Origin of the sequence: Rothia sp. HMSC065C12 (assembly GCF_001812085.1) — a bacterium.
In the GTDB taxonomy this organism is placed as follows: domain Bacteria; phylum Actinomycetota; class Actinomycetes; order Actinomycetales; family Micrococcaceae; genus Rothia; species Rothia mucilaginosa.
In genome coordinates, this window is sequence record NZ_KV807670.1 from 213,657 (window position 1) to 229,130 (window position 15,474).

Consider the following 15,474-nt stretch of genomic DNA (forward strand, 5'->3'; position numbering starts at 1 on the left):
GAGGCGGCGCCAGTACCCGAACGCACCCGCGAGCTCATGAGACACTAGAACCATGAAGTTTGGATCCTCAGCACGCGTCGGCGGCAGCCGCGACCGACTCACCGACGCCCTCACAGAACTCACCCGCGCACCGCAGCGCGTCACCCTCCTCGGCTCAACCGGCTCCATCGGCACCCAAGCCCTGGAAGTCATCGACCACCTCGCCGCGCTCAAAGGCACCAGCGCCTCCGCCGCCGACGCACCGCTGAAGGTCGTCGCCCTCTCCGCAGGCTCCCGATCCCTCGAACTGCTCGCACGCCAGGCAGTGCACGTGCGTGCCGAACTGGTCGCCACCAGCGGCACCGCCGACGACGCACAGCGCCTCCGCGAACTCATCGAAGCGGCAGCCTCCGAAGCCGGCGCCACCGGCTACACCCCGCAAATCGCCCACGGCGCCGAAGCATCCGTACAGGCCGCAGCACACCCGGCAGACACCGTCCTGAACGGCATCACCGGCTCCATCGGCCTGGAACCGACCCTCACCGCCCTCAACAGCGGCTACCGCGTGGCACTGGCCAACAAGGAATCCCTCATCGCAGGCGGCCCGCTCGTACGCGCCGCCGTCGACGCATCCCCCCTGAACACCCCCATGGTGCCTGTCGACTCCGAACACTCCGCCCTCGCGCAGGCGCTCGCCTCCGGAACCGATGCAGAAATCGACCGACTCATCCTCACCGCATCGGGCGGCCCGTTCCGCGGCTACAAGCGTGAACAGCTGCACGACGTGACCCCCGCGCAGGCACTCGCACACCCCACCTGGGACATGGGCCTGGTCGTCACCACCAACTCGGCAACCATGGTCAACAAGGCACTCGAAGTGCTTGAGGCGCACCACCTGTTCGGCGTGGACCTGGACCGTATTGACGTGGCGGTTCACCCGCAGTCCGTCGTGCACTCCATGGTGCAGTTCGTGGACGGCTCCACTATCGCGCAGGCGTCGCCGCCGAGTATGGTTCTGCCCATCGCGCTGGGTCTGACCTGGCCGCACCGCATCCCCGGCGCCGTGCCCGCCTGCGACTGGTCGAAGGCGGCATCCTGGACTTTCGAGCCGCTGGACGAGGAAGCATTCCCCGCCGTGCGCATGATTAAGGACGCCGGTAAGATCGGCGGCACCCACCCGGCAGTGTTCAACGCCGCCAATGAGGAAGCCGTCGCTGCATTCCATGCGGGCGCGATTCGCTTTACCGACATTGTCGATTCGGTCGCACGCGTGCTGGAGGAGCACACCGGCAGCGCTGAGGCTGTCTCTGACGCTGATTTGACTCTGGAGGCTGTACTGAACGCGGAGCGTTGGGCTCGCGTTCGCGCGAATGAGCTGCTGGGTATGCCCGGACGCTAAATCGCTTCTGCGGTGCGGTGTTCGTCCTCGTTCCTACAGGGGCACCCGCCCTCGCTTCGCTTCGGGCACCCTGATGTCACTTTCGGACGACACCGCCCCTCCACACGCACGCTAGGCTACCGGAGGTGGCGCGCCGTGTTTTCCGGATGCGCCCTCAGGGTGTCAGCCCGGACGCTCTCCGCAGCGAAGCAAGGAGAAAGCGGAGCGTCCGGGTGACGGGTGCCCCTGCTAGGCGCGGAGGAAACATGCGGCGTGCCTCCCCAAACGCTATGGTGCAGAATGAGGACGAACACCGTCCCCCCCAACCGTATCCCGAAAGAAAAACACGCGGCGTGCCATCCCCACCAGAGAGGCGAGGATAAACACCGTTCCCCCTTGCCTCCCCCCCCGGCGCATAGTAGGCTAGTGTTCAAATCATCTTCTCTCAAGGGCAAACAACGAAGAGCCCCTGAACGAGCGGACAAAGATGCAGCTATATTTCACGAGGAAGTGCCCCTATGCGTCGACAGAACACCCTACGAACCCTCGCCGGGGCTATACTCCCGCTAACCCTGGTGCTTAGCTCCTGCGCATCCGGGCAGCCCAGTGCCGACTCCTCGGCTTCCGCTAACGCTGAGAAGGCGTATAGCGCCTCCAAGAACCCCGATAGTCAAGCTATCGAAAAAGTAGAGAACCTCGCCTCACTTTCTGACAACGTTGCCCGTGCCTACCAGCGTTCCCTGAGCCAGTGCATGGCTGAACGAGGATTCCCGAACTACAAGGTTCCTGCCGGAAAAACTGAAATCTCGCTGCTTCTGCAGGCTGATATTGAACCTCTCACCGTTGCGGACGCCCGCGCTCGCGGATACGAAGAGCGCTACTCTTTGGCTACTACAGCACTGGAAGAGCAGAGCCGTACTATGAGCGACGCTGAAATGCAGGCTCTTTACGGCACCGAAGGAAAGGGCGGTTGCCAACAAGAAGCCACCCGCGCAGTCTTCGGTTCAGAAGAATCCCGCGCGACCATAAAAAAGGTCTACGTCACTGCGGTTCACTACCTCAACAACGACGCAATCTTCAAAGACCTTGGGCCCGCCACCGAGAAATGGGCACAGTGTATGAAGGAACGCTTCGGGGGAGACTACACCACGCCGGTTATGGCTCGCGAACAGTACCGCCAGAACAACCAAGACACCCACGAACTGGCAATCAACGATGCGACCTGCCGTGAAGCAACCGGGCTGGATGCCGAACAGCGAAAGATTGCTATCGCTTACCTGAGTTCCTTCCTCGAAAAGGAGCAGGGCCTCATCGAGCAGGTGACCACGATCAAGAAAACCGCTGAAGAAAACGCCCGAAAGATTCTGAGCTAATCCTCCGGACTAATCAGACCGGGCTATCTAGACCGGACTAACCAGGAACAGGCGTACAGAGTAGCCATGGAGGCTGCACCTCGTCACAGCGTATTGTGCCCGGCACGTATCCCCGTGCCGGGCACAAACTAACCCCACACGGCACCGCCGCTTAAGCCCAAACGGCACAGACAATAGCGTTCCCGTACGCGCACCCAAAGAAGGGACCCCATGAGCGCCACCCCCAACCGTCAGAAGAAAACCCTCTGGCTCTACGGCATTATCGCCCTGCTTCTCATCATCACCGTGGGTACGCTCATCAGCGCCCAAAACATCAAAACCACCGCCCAGAAAGACGCAGAAGCGGCACCCCCGGACCCCTCCACCATCACCGCCACGGTCACCCGCGAAAAACTACGCACCACCGTGCCCCTGACCTGCACCGCGAACTACGCCACCTCAACCCCGCTACGCTACAGCGGCGAAGGACAGTACACCGCAATCACCATCAAACACGGTGACACCGTCGGCAACGGAACCCTCATCGCAGAAGTCAACGGTGAACCTCTCATCACCCTCACCGGCGGCTTCGCGCTCTACCGCGATCTCAAACTCGATGATAGCGGCCCCGACGCCGCACTCCTCAACGAGGCACTGACCGCCATGGGACGTCAGGGCCCGCAGCCCGCGCGCATTACCGAAGACACCTACGAGGCTCTCAACAACCTCCTCGACAGCCTCGGCTACGCGCACGTCAAGACTGACCAGCCCATTCCCGCCCGCTACTTCCTCATCATCAACCGTGCCGGAGTCGTCACCGGCAACCCCCGCGCAACCGGCGCTATCGCGGACGGTCCCGTAGCCACCATCGCAGAAGGTAACAAGACTCTCAGCTGCACCGGAACCACCGGCAGGCTCACCCCCGAAGCTCGTAGCGGTCAGAAGGTAACCGTGCCCTCCCTCGGCGATACTGAGTACGTCGCAACCCTCGGCTACAAGAACACTTCTGAAGCTGCTGGCGCCGCAGGCAACAGCCAGGCCGGTCGCCAGGCTAATGGTGCAGAAGGCGCAGCTGGCTCCAACCTCAACGGCGCAGCCGGTGCGGCAGGAAGCACCGAAGGGGAACGCATCCTCACCCTCGACGTAGGGGATAAGGCGGACAGCCTCCGAGGCGCCGTCAACGCGGAACTCACCCTCGAAGAAACCCCCGAAGCGCACCTGGTCGTGCCCTCATCGGCGCTCTACACCCGTGACGGACAGACCCGAGTCATCGTGCTCGGCCCCGAAAGCTCCAACGGATCGAAGGCCCGCGAAGAACGCGAGGTAACCGTTACCGTCATCAGCAACGCCAACGGCAAGAACGCCATCACCGGTGACCTGCACGAAGGCGACAGCGTCAAAATCATGCGCGAGAAAAAGTAGGGAGTAGCCATGACTGACTCCCGCGCCGCTCACGCGCACCCACCAGCCTATAGCGTCGATATTCAGGGAGTGTCCCAGCACTTTATGCAGGGGGACACTCGAATTGACGTGCTCAAAAATATTGACCTGAAAGTCCGCTACGGAGAAGTCGTCGCAATCCTGGGACCGTCCGGCAGCGGCAAATCAACCCTGCTGAACATCCTCGGTCTGCTCAGCACGCCCGCCTCCGGCAGCTACCTGCTGGACGGTACAGACACCGCAACCTTCAACGCGGCACAGCGAGCTGAAGCGCGCCTGGACAGCATCGGTTTCGTCTTCCAGGCGTTCCACCTCATCGAGCATAAGAACGTGTACCGCAACGTTGAGCTACCGCTCATCTACCGTGGCGTGCCCAAAGCGGAACGAGCACAACGGGTTGAAGACACTCTCGCCCTGCTGGGGCTGAGCCACCGGACGGATGCACCCATCACCACTCTCTCAGGCGGTGAAAAGCAGCGTGTGGCTATTGCTCGTGCGCTCATTGGGGAACCGGCGTTGCTGCTCTGTGATGAACCGACCGGCTCGCTGGATGAAGAGCTCACCCGTGAAGTCATTGACCTGCTCCGCGAATGTACGGGTGACCAGCAAAGCACGATTGTGATTACTCACGACCCGCTAGTGGCGGAGCACTGCGACCGGGTGCTACGTATGCACGAGGGGCAGCTCATCGAGCAGGATGCACAGCGGCAGGAAGAAACGACCGCCCGCGCGTCTCTGAACCTGCCTAGCTTTGCTGAGGAACAAGTTTCTAAGCCGCAGGGCAGTGGTCGTGCACCCTGGGCGCTCGCCTCCCTCAAAGAAGCCTGGGACGCTACCGTGCACCGGGTGAGGCGCAATATCTTCACCATGCTTGGTGTGGTTCTGGGTATCGCTTCGCTCGTGCTGACTGTTGGTCTGACCGCCACCATTTCTGGGCAGCTGGCTGACAGCTTCGACATTTTTAGGGCTAAGCACCTGACGATAAGCTCGACCCGAACCGAATCCATGAGCCGGGCTGAACTATTGAGCCTGGCGGCAAGTGAGAACTACCGGCGTGTTAGCCAGCTGAACGGAGTGACCGGTACCGCGCTGGTGGATCAGCTGTATGAATCCGCAGATATTCAGCGCGGCCCAGACAACTTCGGTGAGCGCGGCGCGAACGTGGCGGCTGCTGTCCTTGCGGCAACCCCCAGCATCTTTAGCGTGCAGGGTCATGAACTGGTGTGGGGTCGCACCTTCGACGAGGGGCATGTGGAGCGGAACGATAAGGTCGTGGTGCTCAGCGAAAGCGTGATGCGCCAGCTCGGGCTACCCTATAGCCCCGGAGTTACGGTCTATATTCATGATGAGCCGTACACCGTCATCGGTGTGGTGCGGGAGAATCCCTCGCTGACTCTGTCGTACGGTTCGGTCTACCTGCCTCTGGGTGCGAAGCCTGGTGCCGATGTTGAAGAAGCGCAGCCCGCTGCCGGTGGCGGTGCCGTTGCGGCGCAGACCGGTAAGCGTTCCACTCAGATTGTGGTGAGTACTGTTGCCGGTGCCGCAAACCAGATTGCGGAGGAAGCACCGTACGCGCTCTCGCCGGAACGTCCCGCCCTGTATAGCGTGAGTGTTCCGCCCGAGCCGAAAACTCTTCGTGAGGCTGTCGACCAGCAGCAACGCACCATGCTTATAGCCATGAGCGTTATTACCCTCGTGATTGGTGCGATGGGCATTATGAATACGTTCCTGGTTGCGGTGATGGAGCGTCGCCGTGAGGTTGGTTTGCGTCTGGCTATTGGTATGCGCCCTTCGGGTATTCTGCTGCAGTTCTCGGCGGAGGCGCTGCTGACCGGCATCCTGGGCGCTGTGGCTGGTATTGTGCTGGCGGTTAACGGCATCTCGATTGTGTCTTTGATGAACCGTTGGACGCCGATTATTAGTGCCGACACTATCCTGCTGGGCCTGGGCGCTGGTGCGCTGGTTGGTGTGTTGGCTGGTCTGTACCCGGCGGCGAAGGCTTCGCGTATTGATCCGGCACAGACCCTGGCGGCCGGCTAGTCTCGTTGAGTAGGGGCGGAGGGGCGGTGTCGTCCGTAGTGACATCAGGGTGCCCGAAGCGAAGCGAGGGTGGGTGCCCCTGTAGGAACGAGGACGAATACCGCCCCTCCTCAACGCGTCCCAAACAAGCCCAAAAGAAAGCGGGGGAGGGCGCCTTCACAGGCTAAGCGAGTATCCTAGAAGCTTCGTATCCCCGAACCGAAACGAGAAAAAGCGTGGAAATCCTGCTGTACGCTGTGGGCATTATCCTCATGGCAATCGCTATTGCCGTCTCGATTGCCCTGCACGAGGTGGGGCATCTGGTGCCCGCGAAGCTGTTCAATGTGCGCGTCCCGCAGTACATGATTGGCTTCGGTAAGACCGTGTTCTCTTTCCGCCGCGGCGAGACTGAGTACGGTTTCAAGGCGATCCCGTTGGGCGGTTACATTTCGATGATTGGCATGTACCCGCCGAGCCCTGCGGAGGTGAAGGAGCACCATGAGGAGGGCCATTCGGGCAGTACCAGCCCGTTTGCGTCCTTGGCTGAGGAGGCGCGTGCGGCGGATGCTGAGCGCATGAAGCCCGGTGATGAGGACCGCCTGTTCTATAAGTTGCCGGTGCTCAAGCGCATGGTGATTATGCTGGGTGGCCCGACCATGAACCTGCTGATTGGTGTGGTGTGTACTGCTGTGCTGATTTGTGGTTTTGGTACGGCGCAGGTGACGAATAAGGTGTCGGCGGTGTCTGAGTGCGTGCCGAGCGTGAATGTTACTCATGATTCGATTAGCTATGGCGAGTGTACGGATAAGTCCACCCCGTCGCCGGCGAAGGCTGCTGGTGTGCAGGTGGGTGACCGTGTGGTTGCTGTGAATGGTGCGTCGACGGGTTCGTGGGAGGCTGTGTCTTCGGCGATTCGTGCGGCGGGTTCTCATCCGAGCACTTTGACGGTGGAGCGTAATGGTCAGCGTCTGGATTTGTCGGTGACTCCGGTTGAGATGATCCGCCCGGTTTCTGATGGTAAGGGCCAGTATGCGCGTGCTGCGGATGGTTCGATTGCGACGACTCGCGGCGGTTTTGTGGGTGTTTCGCCGTCGAGTGAGTTGGTGCCTGGTTCTATTACTGAGGTGCCTGCGATGGTGGGCGATACGCTCTCTCGTGTGGGTTCGTCGATGTTGTCGTTGCCGCAGCGTGTGTGGGAGTTGACGGTGACTTTGGTGACTGGTGGTGAGCGTAGTGTTGAGTCGCCGGTGTCTGTGGTTGGTGTGAGTCGTATTGCCGGTGAGGTGACGGCTACTGACCGTATTGATGTGAAGGCGAAGGCTGCGATGTTGGTCTCGCTGGTGGCGAATATGAATTTGATGCTTTTTGCGTTTAATCTGATTCCGCTTCTGCCTTTGGATGGTGGCCACGTGTTGGGTGCGCTCTGGGAGGGTGTGCGTCGTTTCTTTGCACGTTTGACTGGGCGTAAGGATCCGGGTCCGTTTGATCCGGTGAAGTTGTTGCCGTTGACGTATGTGGTGGCGGGCGCGTTCATTGTGATGTCTGTCATTCTGATTGTGGCGGATATTGTTAAGCCCATCACCCTGTTTTAGTGTGTTGTCACACGCGGTAAGGGTACCCGTATTAGTGCTTTCTTTCGCGTCAGTGGCACAATAAAAAGTTGAACGAAGGATGCGTCGTACGTCCTTCATAACCCATGTATGGAGGAAAACCTTGTCGGTCAGCCTTGGTATGCCGAAGCCCGCTCCCGCGGTTCTGTCCCCGCGTCGTAAGACTCGCCAGTTTAAGGTGGGTTCTGTCGGTGTTGGTTCTGAATCTCCGATTTCGGTGCAGTCGATGACGACCACTAAGACCCACGACATTGGTGCGACTCTGCAGCAGATTGCTGAGTTGACCGCTGCCGGTTGCGATATTGTGCGTGTGGCGTGCCCGACTGATAAGGATGCGGAGGCTCTGCCCATTATTGCGAAGCAGTCCCGTATTCCGGTGATTGCTGATATTCACTTCCAGCCGAAGTACGTGTATGCGGCTATTCAGGCTGGTTGCGGTGCTGTGCGTGTGAACCCGGGTAATATCCGTAAGTTCGATGACCAGGTGAAGGAAATCGCTCAGATGGCTTCGGACCACGGCGTTTCTCTGCGTATTGGTGTGAATGCTGGTTCGCTGGATAAGCGTCTGTTGGAGAAGTACGGTAAGGCTACTCCGGAGGCTCTGGTTGAGTCTGCTGTGTGGGAGGCGTCGCTCTTTGAGGAGCACGGTTTCCGTGATTTCAAGATTTCTGTGAAGCACAATGACCCTGTGGTAATGGTGGAGGCGTACCGTCAGCTTGCTGAGCGTGGTGACTGGCCCCTGCACCTGGGTGTTACTGAGGCTGGTCCGGCGTTCCAGGGCACTATTAAGAGCTCGGTGGCGTTTGGTACTCTGCTGTCTCAGGGTATTGGCGATACTATTCGCGTGTCGCTGTCTGCTCCTCCGGTTGAGGAGGTGAAGGTGGGCACCAAGATCCTGGAGTCGCTGAACCTTCGCCCCCGCAAGCTGGATATCGTTTCGTGCCCGTCGTGTGGTCGTGCGCAGGTGAACGTGTGGGAGCTTGCTGAGAACGTGACTAAGGGCCTGGAGCACATGAAGGTTCCGCTGCGTGTTGCCGTGATGGGTTGCGTGGTGAACGGTCCGGGTGAGGCTCGTGAGGCTGACCTGGGTGTGGCGTCCGGTAACGGTAAGGGCCAGATTTTCGTGAAGGGTGAGGTCATTAAGACCGTGCCTGAGGATCAGATTGTTGAGACTCTGATTGAAGAGGCGACCCGTATTGCTGCTGAGATGGAGGCTTCGGGCGAGTACGTTCCCGAGGGTTCCCCGGCTGTTTCGGTGAGCTAGTTAGCTTTTGTGCGCGGAGGCGCCCTGGTGAGGGCGCCTCCGCGCTTTTCCGGTGATGTCCGGTTATGTCTGGTTATGGTGGTGGCAGGCTTGGTGCTTGCCGCTGCCGGTTGTGGCCGCAGGATCCGGTTGCTTTTTCGGGGGTGCGTGTCCCCGTGTTTTCACTTATTTTTTTGTCGCTCATTCTCTATCACTCAACAGGTCATGTTCACTCTTTTTTCTCGCCGCCGTAAGGCTAATCGTGCCCGGCGTGCTGCTGCTTCGTCTGCTGCTGTTTCGTCGATGGGCTCTTCCCCTATGCCTGATTGCGTGAAGGAACACGTTTTTGCTCTGGATGCTCGGTGGTGCGATGAGCTGGAGGAGGTCCTGTTCAGTGACCCGGTCCCGAATCTGTACTCCATTGAGCATTATTTGGCGTGCCCTCTTCCGGTGAGGTCCCCGCGTATTCCGCTGCACTACTATCAGGGTTTTGTGGGTTGTGAGCGGGATGGGCAGCTGTGCTGTGTGCTTTTGTTGGGTTCGAATGTGGTGCCGGTGCGGCTGTGCGGTGCTGCGGTCGAACATGATGTTGCCGAACGTGTAGAAACCTCTGATGCCACCACCCTGGATGCTACGGCGCTCGCGCATCGTGACGCGCTGGCTCAGCTGCTACTGCAGGTGGGTTCTCGCCTGGATTCCATGTTCGGTGAGAGCACCTTCGTGATGCCCCTGTGGACGCGCATGCAGGAGCTGTGCGAGCAGACTCGCGGTGGTAAGAGCCCGCTGTTGCAGATGCTGCAGCCGAGCCTGGGTGACGGTTGCGATCACCGTGCGCGGGTTCTGTCGGAGCGTCCCAATCAGCCGCTGCTGTATCTGCCGCCGGAGAAGGACCTCGCCCGCTTCTACGCCGTGGAGCTTCCTGAGCTGCCGGCGCACCTGCCCGCGCCTCTCAAACCCGTGCCCATCAAACCCGAGCCCCTCAAGCCGGGGCAGAGCCCCGCCGGCGCTTCTCAACTCAGCGGTGAGCCTGCCGGGTATGCGCGCCTTGCCACCTCCGCGGACCTGGGGGAGCTTCTGCCCGCCGCGGCCGCCATGTTCACCGAGGAGGTCGGCTTCGACCCGGTTGCCCGCTACGGTGACGGCTATGCGGCGCGCCTGCGCACGCTCATTGCCGGTCAGCGTAGCGCCATTGTCACCGACGTGAACGGGCGGGTTATCTTCAAGGCGGATGCGGGCATCGTGAACCTGGACGCCGCGCAGGTGCAGGGCGTGTGGCTACATCCGGACTACCGCGGCTGCGGTCTGGCTAAGCCGTTCTTTGCCTCCGCCGCGCAGGTTCTGCAGCGCCGCTACCCGCATTTGAGCCTGTACGTGAACGACTACAACGCCCATGCTCTTGCCATGTACCGGGGGACCGGTTGGGAGCAGATTGGGCAGTTCTCGACCATCATTTTTGAGCGCTAAACACGCCGAACCTTAAAACGCTATAAAATTAAAGACGGCTGTGCCTTTTTCACGGCTCACCCGGTGAGCCTCGGGCACCCTACCTAAACCTATCGACCTTTCAAGGAGAATCGTGGTACTTCGCCTTTCCAACCTCTTCGTGCGCACTCTGCGCGAGGACCCCGTAGACGCTGAGGTCGCCAGCCACAAGCTGCTGGTCCGCGCCGGTTACATCCGCCGCGCAGCCCCCGGCGTGTACACCTGGCTGCCCCTGGGCCTGAAGGTACTGCGCAAGGTCGAGAACATCATCCGCGAAGAGATGGACGCCATTGGTGCGCAGGAAGTTCACTTCCCCGCACTGCTGCCCCGCGAGCCCTACGAAGCAACCAACCGCTGGGACGAGTACGGCGATAACCTCTTCCGCCTCAAGGACCGCAAGGGTGCAGACATGCTGCTGGCCCCCACCCACGAGGAAATGTTCACCCTGCTGGTGAAGGACCTGTACTCCTCCTACAAGGACCTTCCGGTTTACCTGTACCAGATTCAGACCAAGTACCGCGATGAGGCGCGCCCCCGCGCGGGCCTGCTGCGCGGCCGCGAGTTCGTTATGAAGGACTCCTACTCCTTCAACATTGACGATGAGGGCCTGAACGAGGCGTACATGGCTCACCGTGCCGCCTACCAGCGCATCTTCGAGCGCCTGGGCCTGGAGATTGTCATTGTGACCGCACAGTCCGGCGCGATGGGTGGCTCCCGCAGTGAAGAGTTCCTGCACCCGACCCCCATCGGTGAGGACACCTTCGTGCGTTCCGCGGGCGGCTACGCGGCAAACGTTGAGGCCGTCACCACCGTGGTTCCCGAGGAAATCGAAATCACCGAGGACACCCCGGCGGCAATCGTCGTGGACACCCCCGACTCTGCCACCATTGAGACCCTGGTGGAGCGCATGAACGAACTGCACTCCGAGGTGACCGGCGGCACCCTGGAAGCTTCGCAGACCCTCAAGTGCTTCCTGGGCACCGTCATCACCCCCTCCGGTGAGCGTAAGGTCTTCGCCGTGGGCGTTCCCGGTGACCGTGCCGTGGACCTGGGCCGCGTTGAGGTCAACATCGGCGCCCTTCTGGGCATCGGCGGCGAGGTTGAGGTTGAGGCAGCCAGCGAAGAGGACCTGAAGGCATACCCGCAGCTGGTCAAGGGCTACATTGGCCCCGGCCTGAGCCTGGACGCGCCCCTGTTCGGTGCGCACACCGAGGACGAGGATGCGGTAGCTTCCGCAACCGGCATTCCCTTCTTCGTCGACCCCCGCGTGGTGCGCGGTACCCGCTGGGTGACCGGCGCAAACGAAGAGGGCAAGCACGTGGCGAACCTGGTCTTCGGCCGCGACTTCACCGCCGACGGCGTCATTGAGGCGTGCGAGGTACGCGAAGGCGACCCGGCACCGGACGGCTCCGGCGAACTGGTGGCAGCCCGCGGCATCGAGATGGGCCACATCTTCGCCCTGGGCCGCAAGTACGCTGAGGCACTGGGCCTGAAGGTCCTGGACCAGAACGGCAAGCTGCAGACCGTGACCATGGGCTCCTACGGCGTGGGCGTGACCCGCGCACTGGCTGCTATCGCCGAGGGCAACCACGACGAGAAGGGCCTGATCTGGCCGCGTAACCTGGCACCGGCAGACGTGCACATTGTCATCACCGGCAAGGACGCAGCATCCCACGAGTACGCTGAAGAGCTCAGCGCATCCCTGGAATCCGCCGGCCTGCAGGTCATGCTGGATGACCGCCCGAAGACCAGCCCCGGCGTGAAATTCGGCGACGCCGAGCTGCTGGGTGTGCCCACCATCCTGGTGATTGGTCGCGGCTTCAAGGACGGCGTGCTGGAACTGAAGGACCGCCGCAGCGGTGAGGCTCGCGAGGTGTCCGTCGAGAATGCGGTGGCTGAGGTCATCGCTGAGGTGCGCGGCGCCTAAGGCACGCCACTAGCCCGCAAAAACGTAAAACCATCGCCACCTGCCCCGCCTCCCAAGAGGTGGGGCAGAGCAAGCGGCGGAAGAATGAAAGAAGAGAACTATGGCATACAAGCCGAAGCGTTCTGGCTCTAAGAAGAGCGCCCCGAATGCGCGCGCTCGCCGTGCCGCATCCCGCGTGGCCAATGGTGTGAACACTCCCCGCACTCGCGTTGAGAGTGAGCCCGTGGTGGAGGCACCGGTGCGCGTGGGTACCCGCGCGATCCGTGAGGAAGAAGTTGCCGAGGCGATTGCCCCGGTTATCTCCGAATTCTCGCTGGTGCTGGAGGGCCTGAAGATTTCGGGCCCGGCGGCGAACCGCACCGTGAAGATTACGGTGGACTACACCGCTGAGCGTACCGATTCGCTGTCGCTGGATTCCCTCGCGGAGATTTCCGGTGCGATTTCGAGCGCCCTGGATCGTGCGGATGAAAACGACGAGTTCTTCCCCTACGAGCTGGAGGTGTCCTCGCCCGGCGCTACCCGCGCCCTGACCGAGCGCCGCCACTGGGAGCGTGCCCGCACCCGCCTGATTGCGGTCACCGCACCCGACGGCACCGAGTACCTGGCGCGTCTGCACGAGGTGCAGGATGAGGGGCCGGTGCTGGCTCGTAAGAAGAACACGAAGAAGGGCCAGAAGGAGTCCTACCACGAGCCGTCTTTGCTTCCGTGGGAAAATATTGCTTCTGCTCACGTCGAGATTGACTTCAATTCGCCTGCTGAGCCGGTAGAATAGAGTTATTAAAGCTTCAGGCACGGGGTGCTCCGTGCCAGGTATATACCGTTCGGGAGCCGGGGCGCACTAAGCGTCCCGGCGCCGTGCTAACTGGGAAAGGCTGAAAAGCGTGGAGGATATTAAAACTATTGACCTGGGCGCACTGCGCGCATTGGCGAAGCAGCGCTCTCTCGTCATGGAGGAGCTCTTCACCCTGGTTGAGAACGCCCTGCTGCTCGCATACATGAAGCAGCCCGGCGCTATTAAGGGCTCTCGTGCCGTCATCGACCGCACCACCGGCGAGTTCGTCATTCTGGCTCCTGAGCTTGATGAGGACAACCAGAAGATTGACGAGTTCGACGATACCCCGAACAACTTTGGCCGTATCGCTGCCGCAACCGTCCGTCAGGTTCTGTCGCAGCGTCTGCGTGACGCTGAGGACGCATCCGTTCTGGGTGAGTTCAAGGACCGTGAGGGCACCCTGGTGTCCGGCGTGATTCAGCAGGGCAACAACCCGCGTATGGTTCAGGTTGACCTGGGCACCGTTGAGGCTGTTCTGCCCAGCAACGAGCAGGTTCCGGGCGAGAAGTACCTGCACGGTACCCGCCTGCGCGCCTACCTGGTTGAGGCTCGCCGCGGCCCGAAGGGCCCCTCGATTGTGGTTTCTCGTTCGCACCCGAACCTGGTTCTGCGCCTGTTCGAGCACGAGGTTCCCGAAATTTCTGAGGGCTTGGTTTCCATTAACTCCATCGCACGTGAAGCTGGCCACCGCTCCAAGATTGCTGTGTCCGCGAAGAACCCGACCATTAACGCTAAGGGTGCGTGCATCGGCGATATGGGTGCCCGCGTGCGTGCGGTTGCTGCCGAGCTGAACGACGAGAAGATTGACATTGTCGACTACTCGACCGATCCGGCAACCTTCATCGCTGCGGCGCTGTCCCCGGCGAAGGTCACCGAGGTCATTATCGCGAACCCGCGTGAGTACTCCGCTCGTGCCGTGGTTCCGGACGATCAGCTGTCCCTGGCTATCGGCCGTGAGGGTCAGAATGCGCGCCTGGCAGCGAAGCTGACCGGCTGGCGTATCGATATTCTCTCCGAGTCCAAGTACGCTCAGGTTCGTGCCGAGGAAGAGGTTGCAGCTCGCGTGGCTCGTAGCCTGGCTGAAGAAGCTGCAGTTGAAGAGGCAGCAGAAGAGTCCGCACAGAACGCTGAATAAGCATTAGCCCCGGTGAGGGGCGTATCCCGCGGCATATCCGTTTGATGCAGGCGCAAGATATCGGGCAGGTACGTGCCCGGTGTTCTTGCGCCTGCGTCACAGTTTTGCCCATGATTCTTAAAAACGGGATACACTATTAAGATGTGCCGGTGTGTAACCGGGCGCTTTAACGCGCCCTCGCACACACCGGATAGAGCATCACGAATGTACTGCGAACGCGGTTCTGCACACACGCTAGAGAGGGGAGAGGACCATGAGCAATCACGACCTCACCGCAACCTCCGAAGCGTTTGAAGGACCGGTCCGCACCTGCATCGGATGCCGTGCCCGCGATGAACAGCGCAACCTGCTGCGCATCGCCCGCACACCCGTCACGTCTGCTACCGAGCAGGCGGAAACCCCGCCCTATCAGCCCGATACGGCGGGAACTATGCCCGGACGAGGCGCTTGGATCCATCCGAGCGAAAAGTGCGTAGCCGCTCTGCAGAAAAAGAACGGTCTGGCGCGCGCCTTCAAAAAAGCGGTCCCTGCAGCCCAGCTGCAGGCGTGCTGCGAGCAGATTCGAGCCGTGATTGCGGACTCGACCCCCTCGTAGACGCTTTTCGGGTATATGCCCTCTGTAAGTCAACGAGTTTGACGACTTCTTATCTGAAAGCGAGTCAGAAAACTGATGGATATCTAATGAGTGCCGCGAAATGAGTACCCTTTCGTGCTCACCCACCGGCAATTTCACGAATTGGCGCGCCTTCGGGCGTGCACCCCGTAAACATTAGTGTCCGCACCATTCCCGGTGCGGACCGGGAATGGAGAAAATTTGGCTCAGCCTCGAGTACACGAGTTTGCTAAAGAAGTAGGCGTACCTTCCAAGGAAGTTATCGCCAAGCTCAAGGATATGGGCGAGTTCGTTAAGAGCTCCTCTTCCACCCTGAACCCCATGGTTCTGAAGAAGCTGCGCGCGGAATTCCCCGCCGCAGCCGCTAAGCCTGCCGCAAAGGCAGGTCCCGCAGAGTCGGCCGCTAAGCCGGCTCCCAAGCCCGCAGCGGCTAAGCCTGCCGCTAAGCCGGCACCCAAGCCCGC

The 15,474-nt window shown here is 60.9% G+C and carries 12 protein-coding genes; all 12 read left to right on the top strand.

Annotation, left to right across the window (positions count from 1 at the left end; genetic code table 11):
* Positions 1-52 precede the first annotated feature (52 nt).
* On the top strand, positions 53-1,378 hold the full coding sequence (gene dxr, locus HMPREF2836_RS01080) for a 1-deoxy-D-xylulose-5-phosphate reductoisomerase (RefSeq protein WP_070616831.1): 1,326 nt from the start codon (positions 53-55) through the stop codon (positions 1,376-1,378).
* Between the two features lie 497 nt (positions 1,379-1,875).
* Entirely contained in the window at positions 1,876-2,730 is an 855-nt protein-coding gene (locus HMPREF2836_RS01085; RefSeq protein WP_070629107.1) for a hypothetical protein, read from the top strand.
* Between the two features lie 210 nt (positions 2,731-2,940).
* The gene (locus tag HMPREF2836_RS01090; RefSeq protein ID WP_070629109.1) at positions 2,941-4,131 is read left to right on the top strand and encodes an efflux RND transporter periplasmic adaptor subunit; all 1,191 of its coding nucleotides are present in this window, start codon (positions 2,941-2,943) and stop codon (positions 4,129-4,131) included.
* Positions 4,132-4,140: 9 nt separating this feature from the next.
* On the top strand, positions 4,141-6,189 hold the full coding sequence (locus HMPREF2836_RS01095; protein ID WP_070629110.1) for an ABC transporter ATP-binding protein/permease: 2,049 nt from the start codon (positions 4,141-4,143) through the stop codon (positions 6,187-6,189).
* Positions 6,190-6,404: 215 nt separating this feature from the next.
* Positions 6,405-7,760 (top strand): M50 family metallopeptidase, encoded by a 1,356-nt coding sequence (locus HMPREF2836_RS01100; RefSeq protein WP_070629112.1) that lies wholly within the window; start codon positions 6,405-6,407, stop codon positions 7,758-7,760.
* A gap of 139 nt (positions 7,761-7,899) precedes the next feature.
* Positions 7,900-9,042 carry a flavodoxin-dependent (E)-4-hydroxy-3-methylbut-2-enyl-diphosphate synthase gene (gene ispG, locus HMPREF2836_RS01105; protein WP_044142245.1) on the top strand — a complete coding sequence of 381 codons (1,143 nt, stop codon included), beginning with the start codon at positions 7,900-7,902 and terminating at the stop codon, positions 9,040-9,042.
* Positions 9,043-9,246: 204 nt separating this feature from the next.
* The gene (locus HMPREF2836_RS01110; RefSeq protein WP_083309137.1) at positions 9,247-10,485 is read left to right on the top strand and encodes a GNAT family N-acetyltransferase; all 1,239 of its coding nucleotides are present in this window, start codon (positions 9,247-9,249) and stop codon (positions 10,483-10,485) included.
* Positions 10,486-10,597: 112 nt separating this feature from the next.
* A complete protein-coding gene (locus tag HMPREF2836_RS01115) occupies positions 10,598-12,430 on the top strand; it encodes a proline--tRNA ligase (protein WP_070594113.1) in 1,833 nt (610 codons plus the stop codon).
* 100 nt (positions 12,431-12,530) lie between these two features.
* Positions 12,531-13,202 (top strand): ribosome maturation factor RimP, encoded by a 672-nt coding sequence (gene rimP / locus HMPREF2836_RS01120; RefSeq protein ID WP_049341694.1) that lies wholly within the window; start codon positions 12,531-12,533, stop codon positions 13,200-13,202.
* Between the two features lie 109 nt (positions 13,203-13,311).
* A complete protein-coding gene (gene nusA, locus HMPREF2836_RS01125; protein ID WP_070594115.1) occupies positions 13,312-14,397 on the top strand; it encodes a transcription termination factor NusA in 1,086 nt (361 codons plus the stop codon).
* Between the two features lie 253 nt (positions 14,398-14,650).
* The gene (locus HMPREF2836_RS01130) at positions 14,651-14,992 is read left to right on the top strand and encodes a YlxR family protein (RefSeq protein WP_070629115.1); all 342 of its coding nucleotides are present in this window, start codon (positions 14,651-14,653) and stop codon (positions 14,990-14,992) included.
* Between the two features lie 219 nt (positions 14,993-15,211).
* Positions 15,212-15,474, top strand: a 263-nt coding sequence (locus tag HMPREF2836_RS09390) for a translation initiation factor IF-2 N-terminal domain-containing protein (protein WP_246822790.1), incomplete at its 3' end; no start/stop codon positions are given.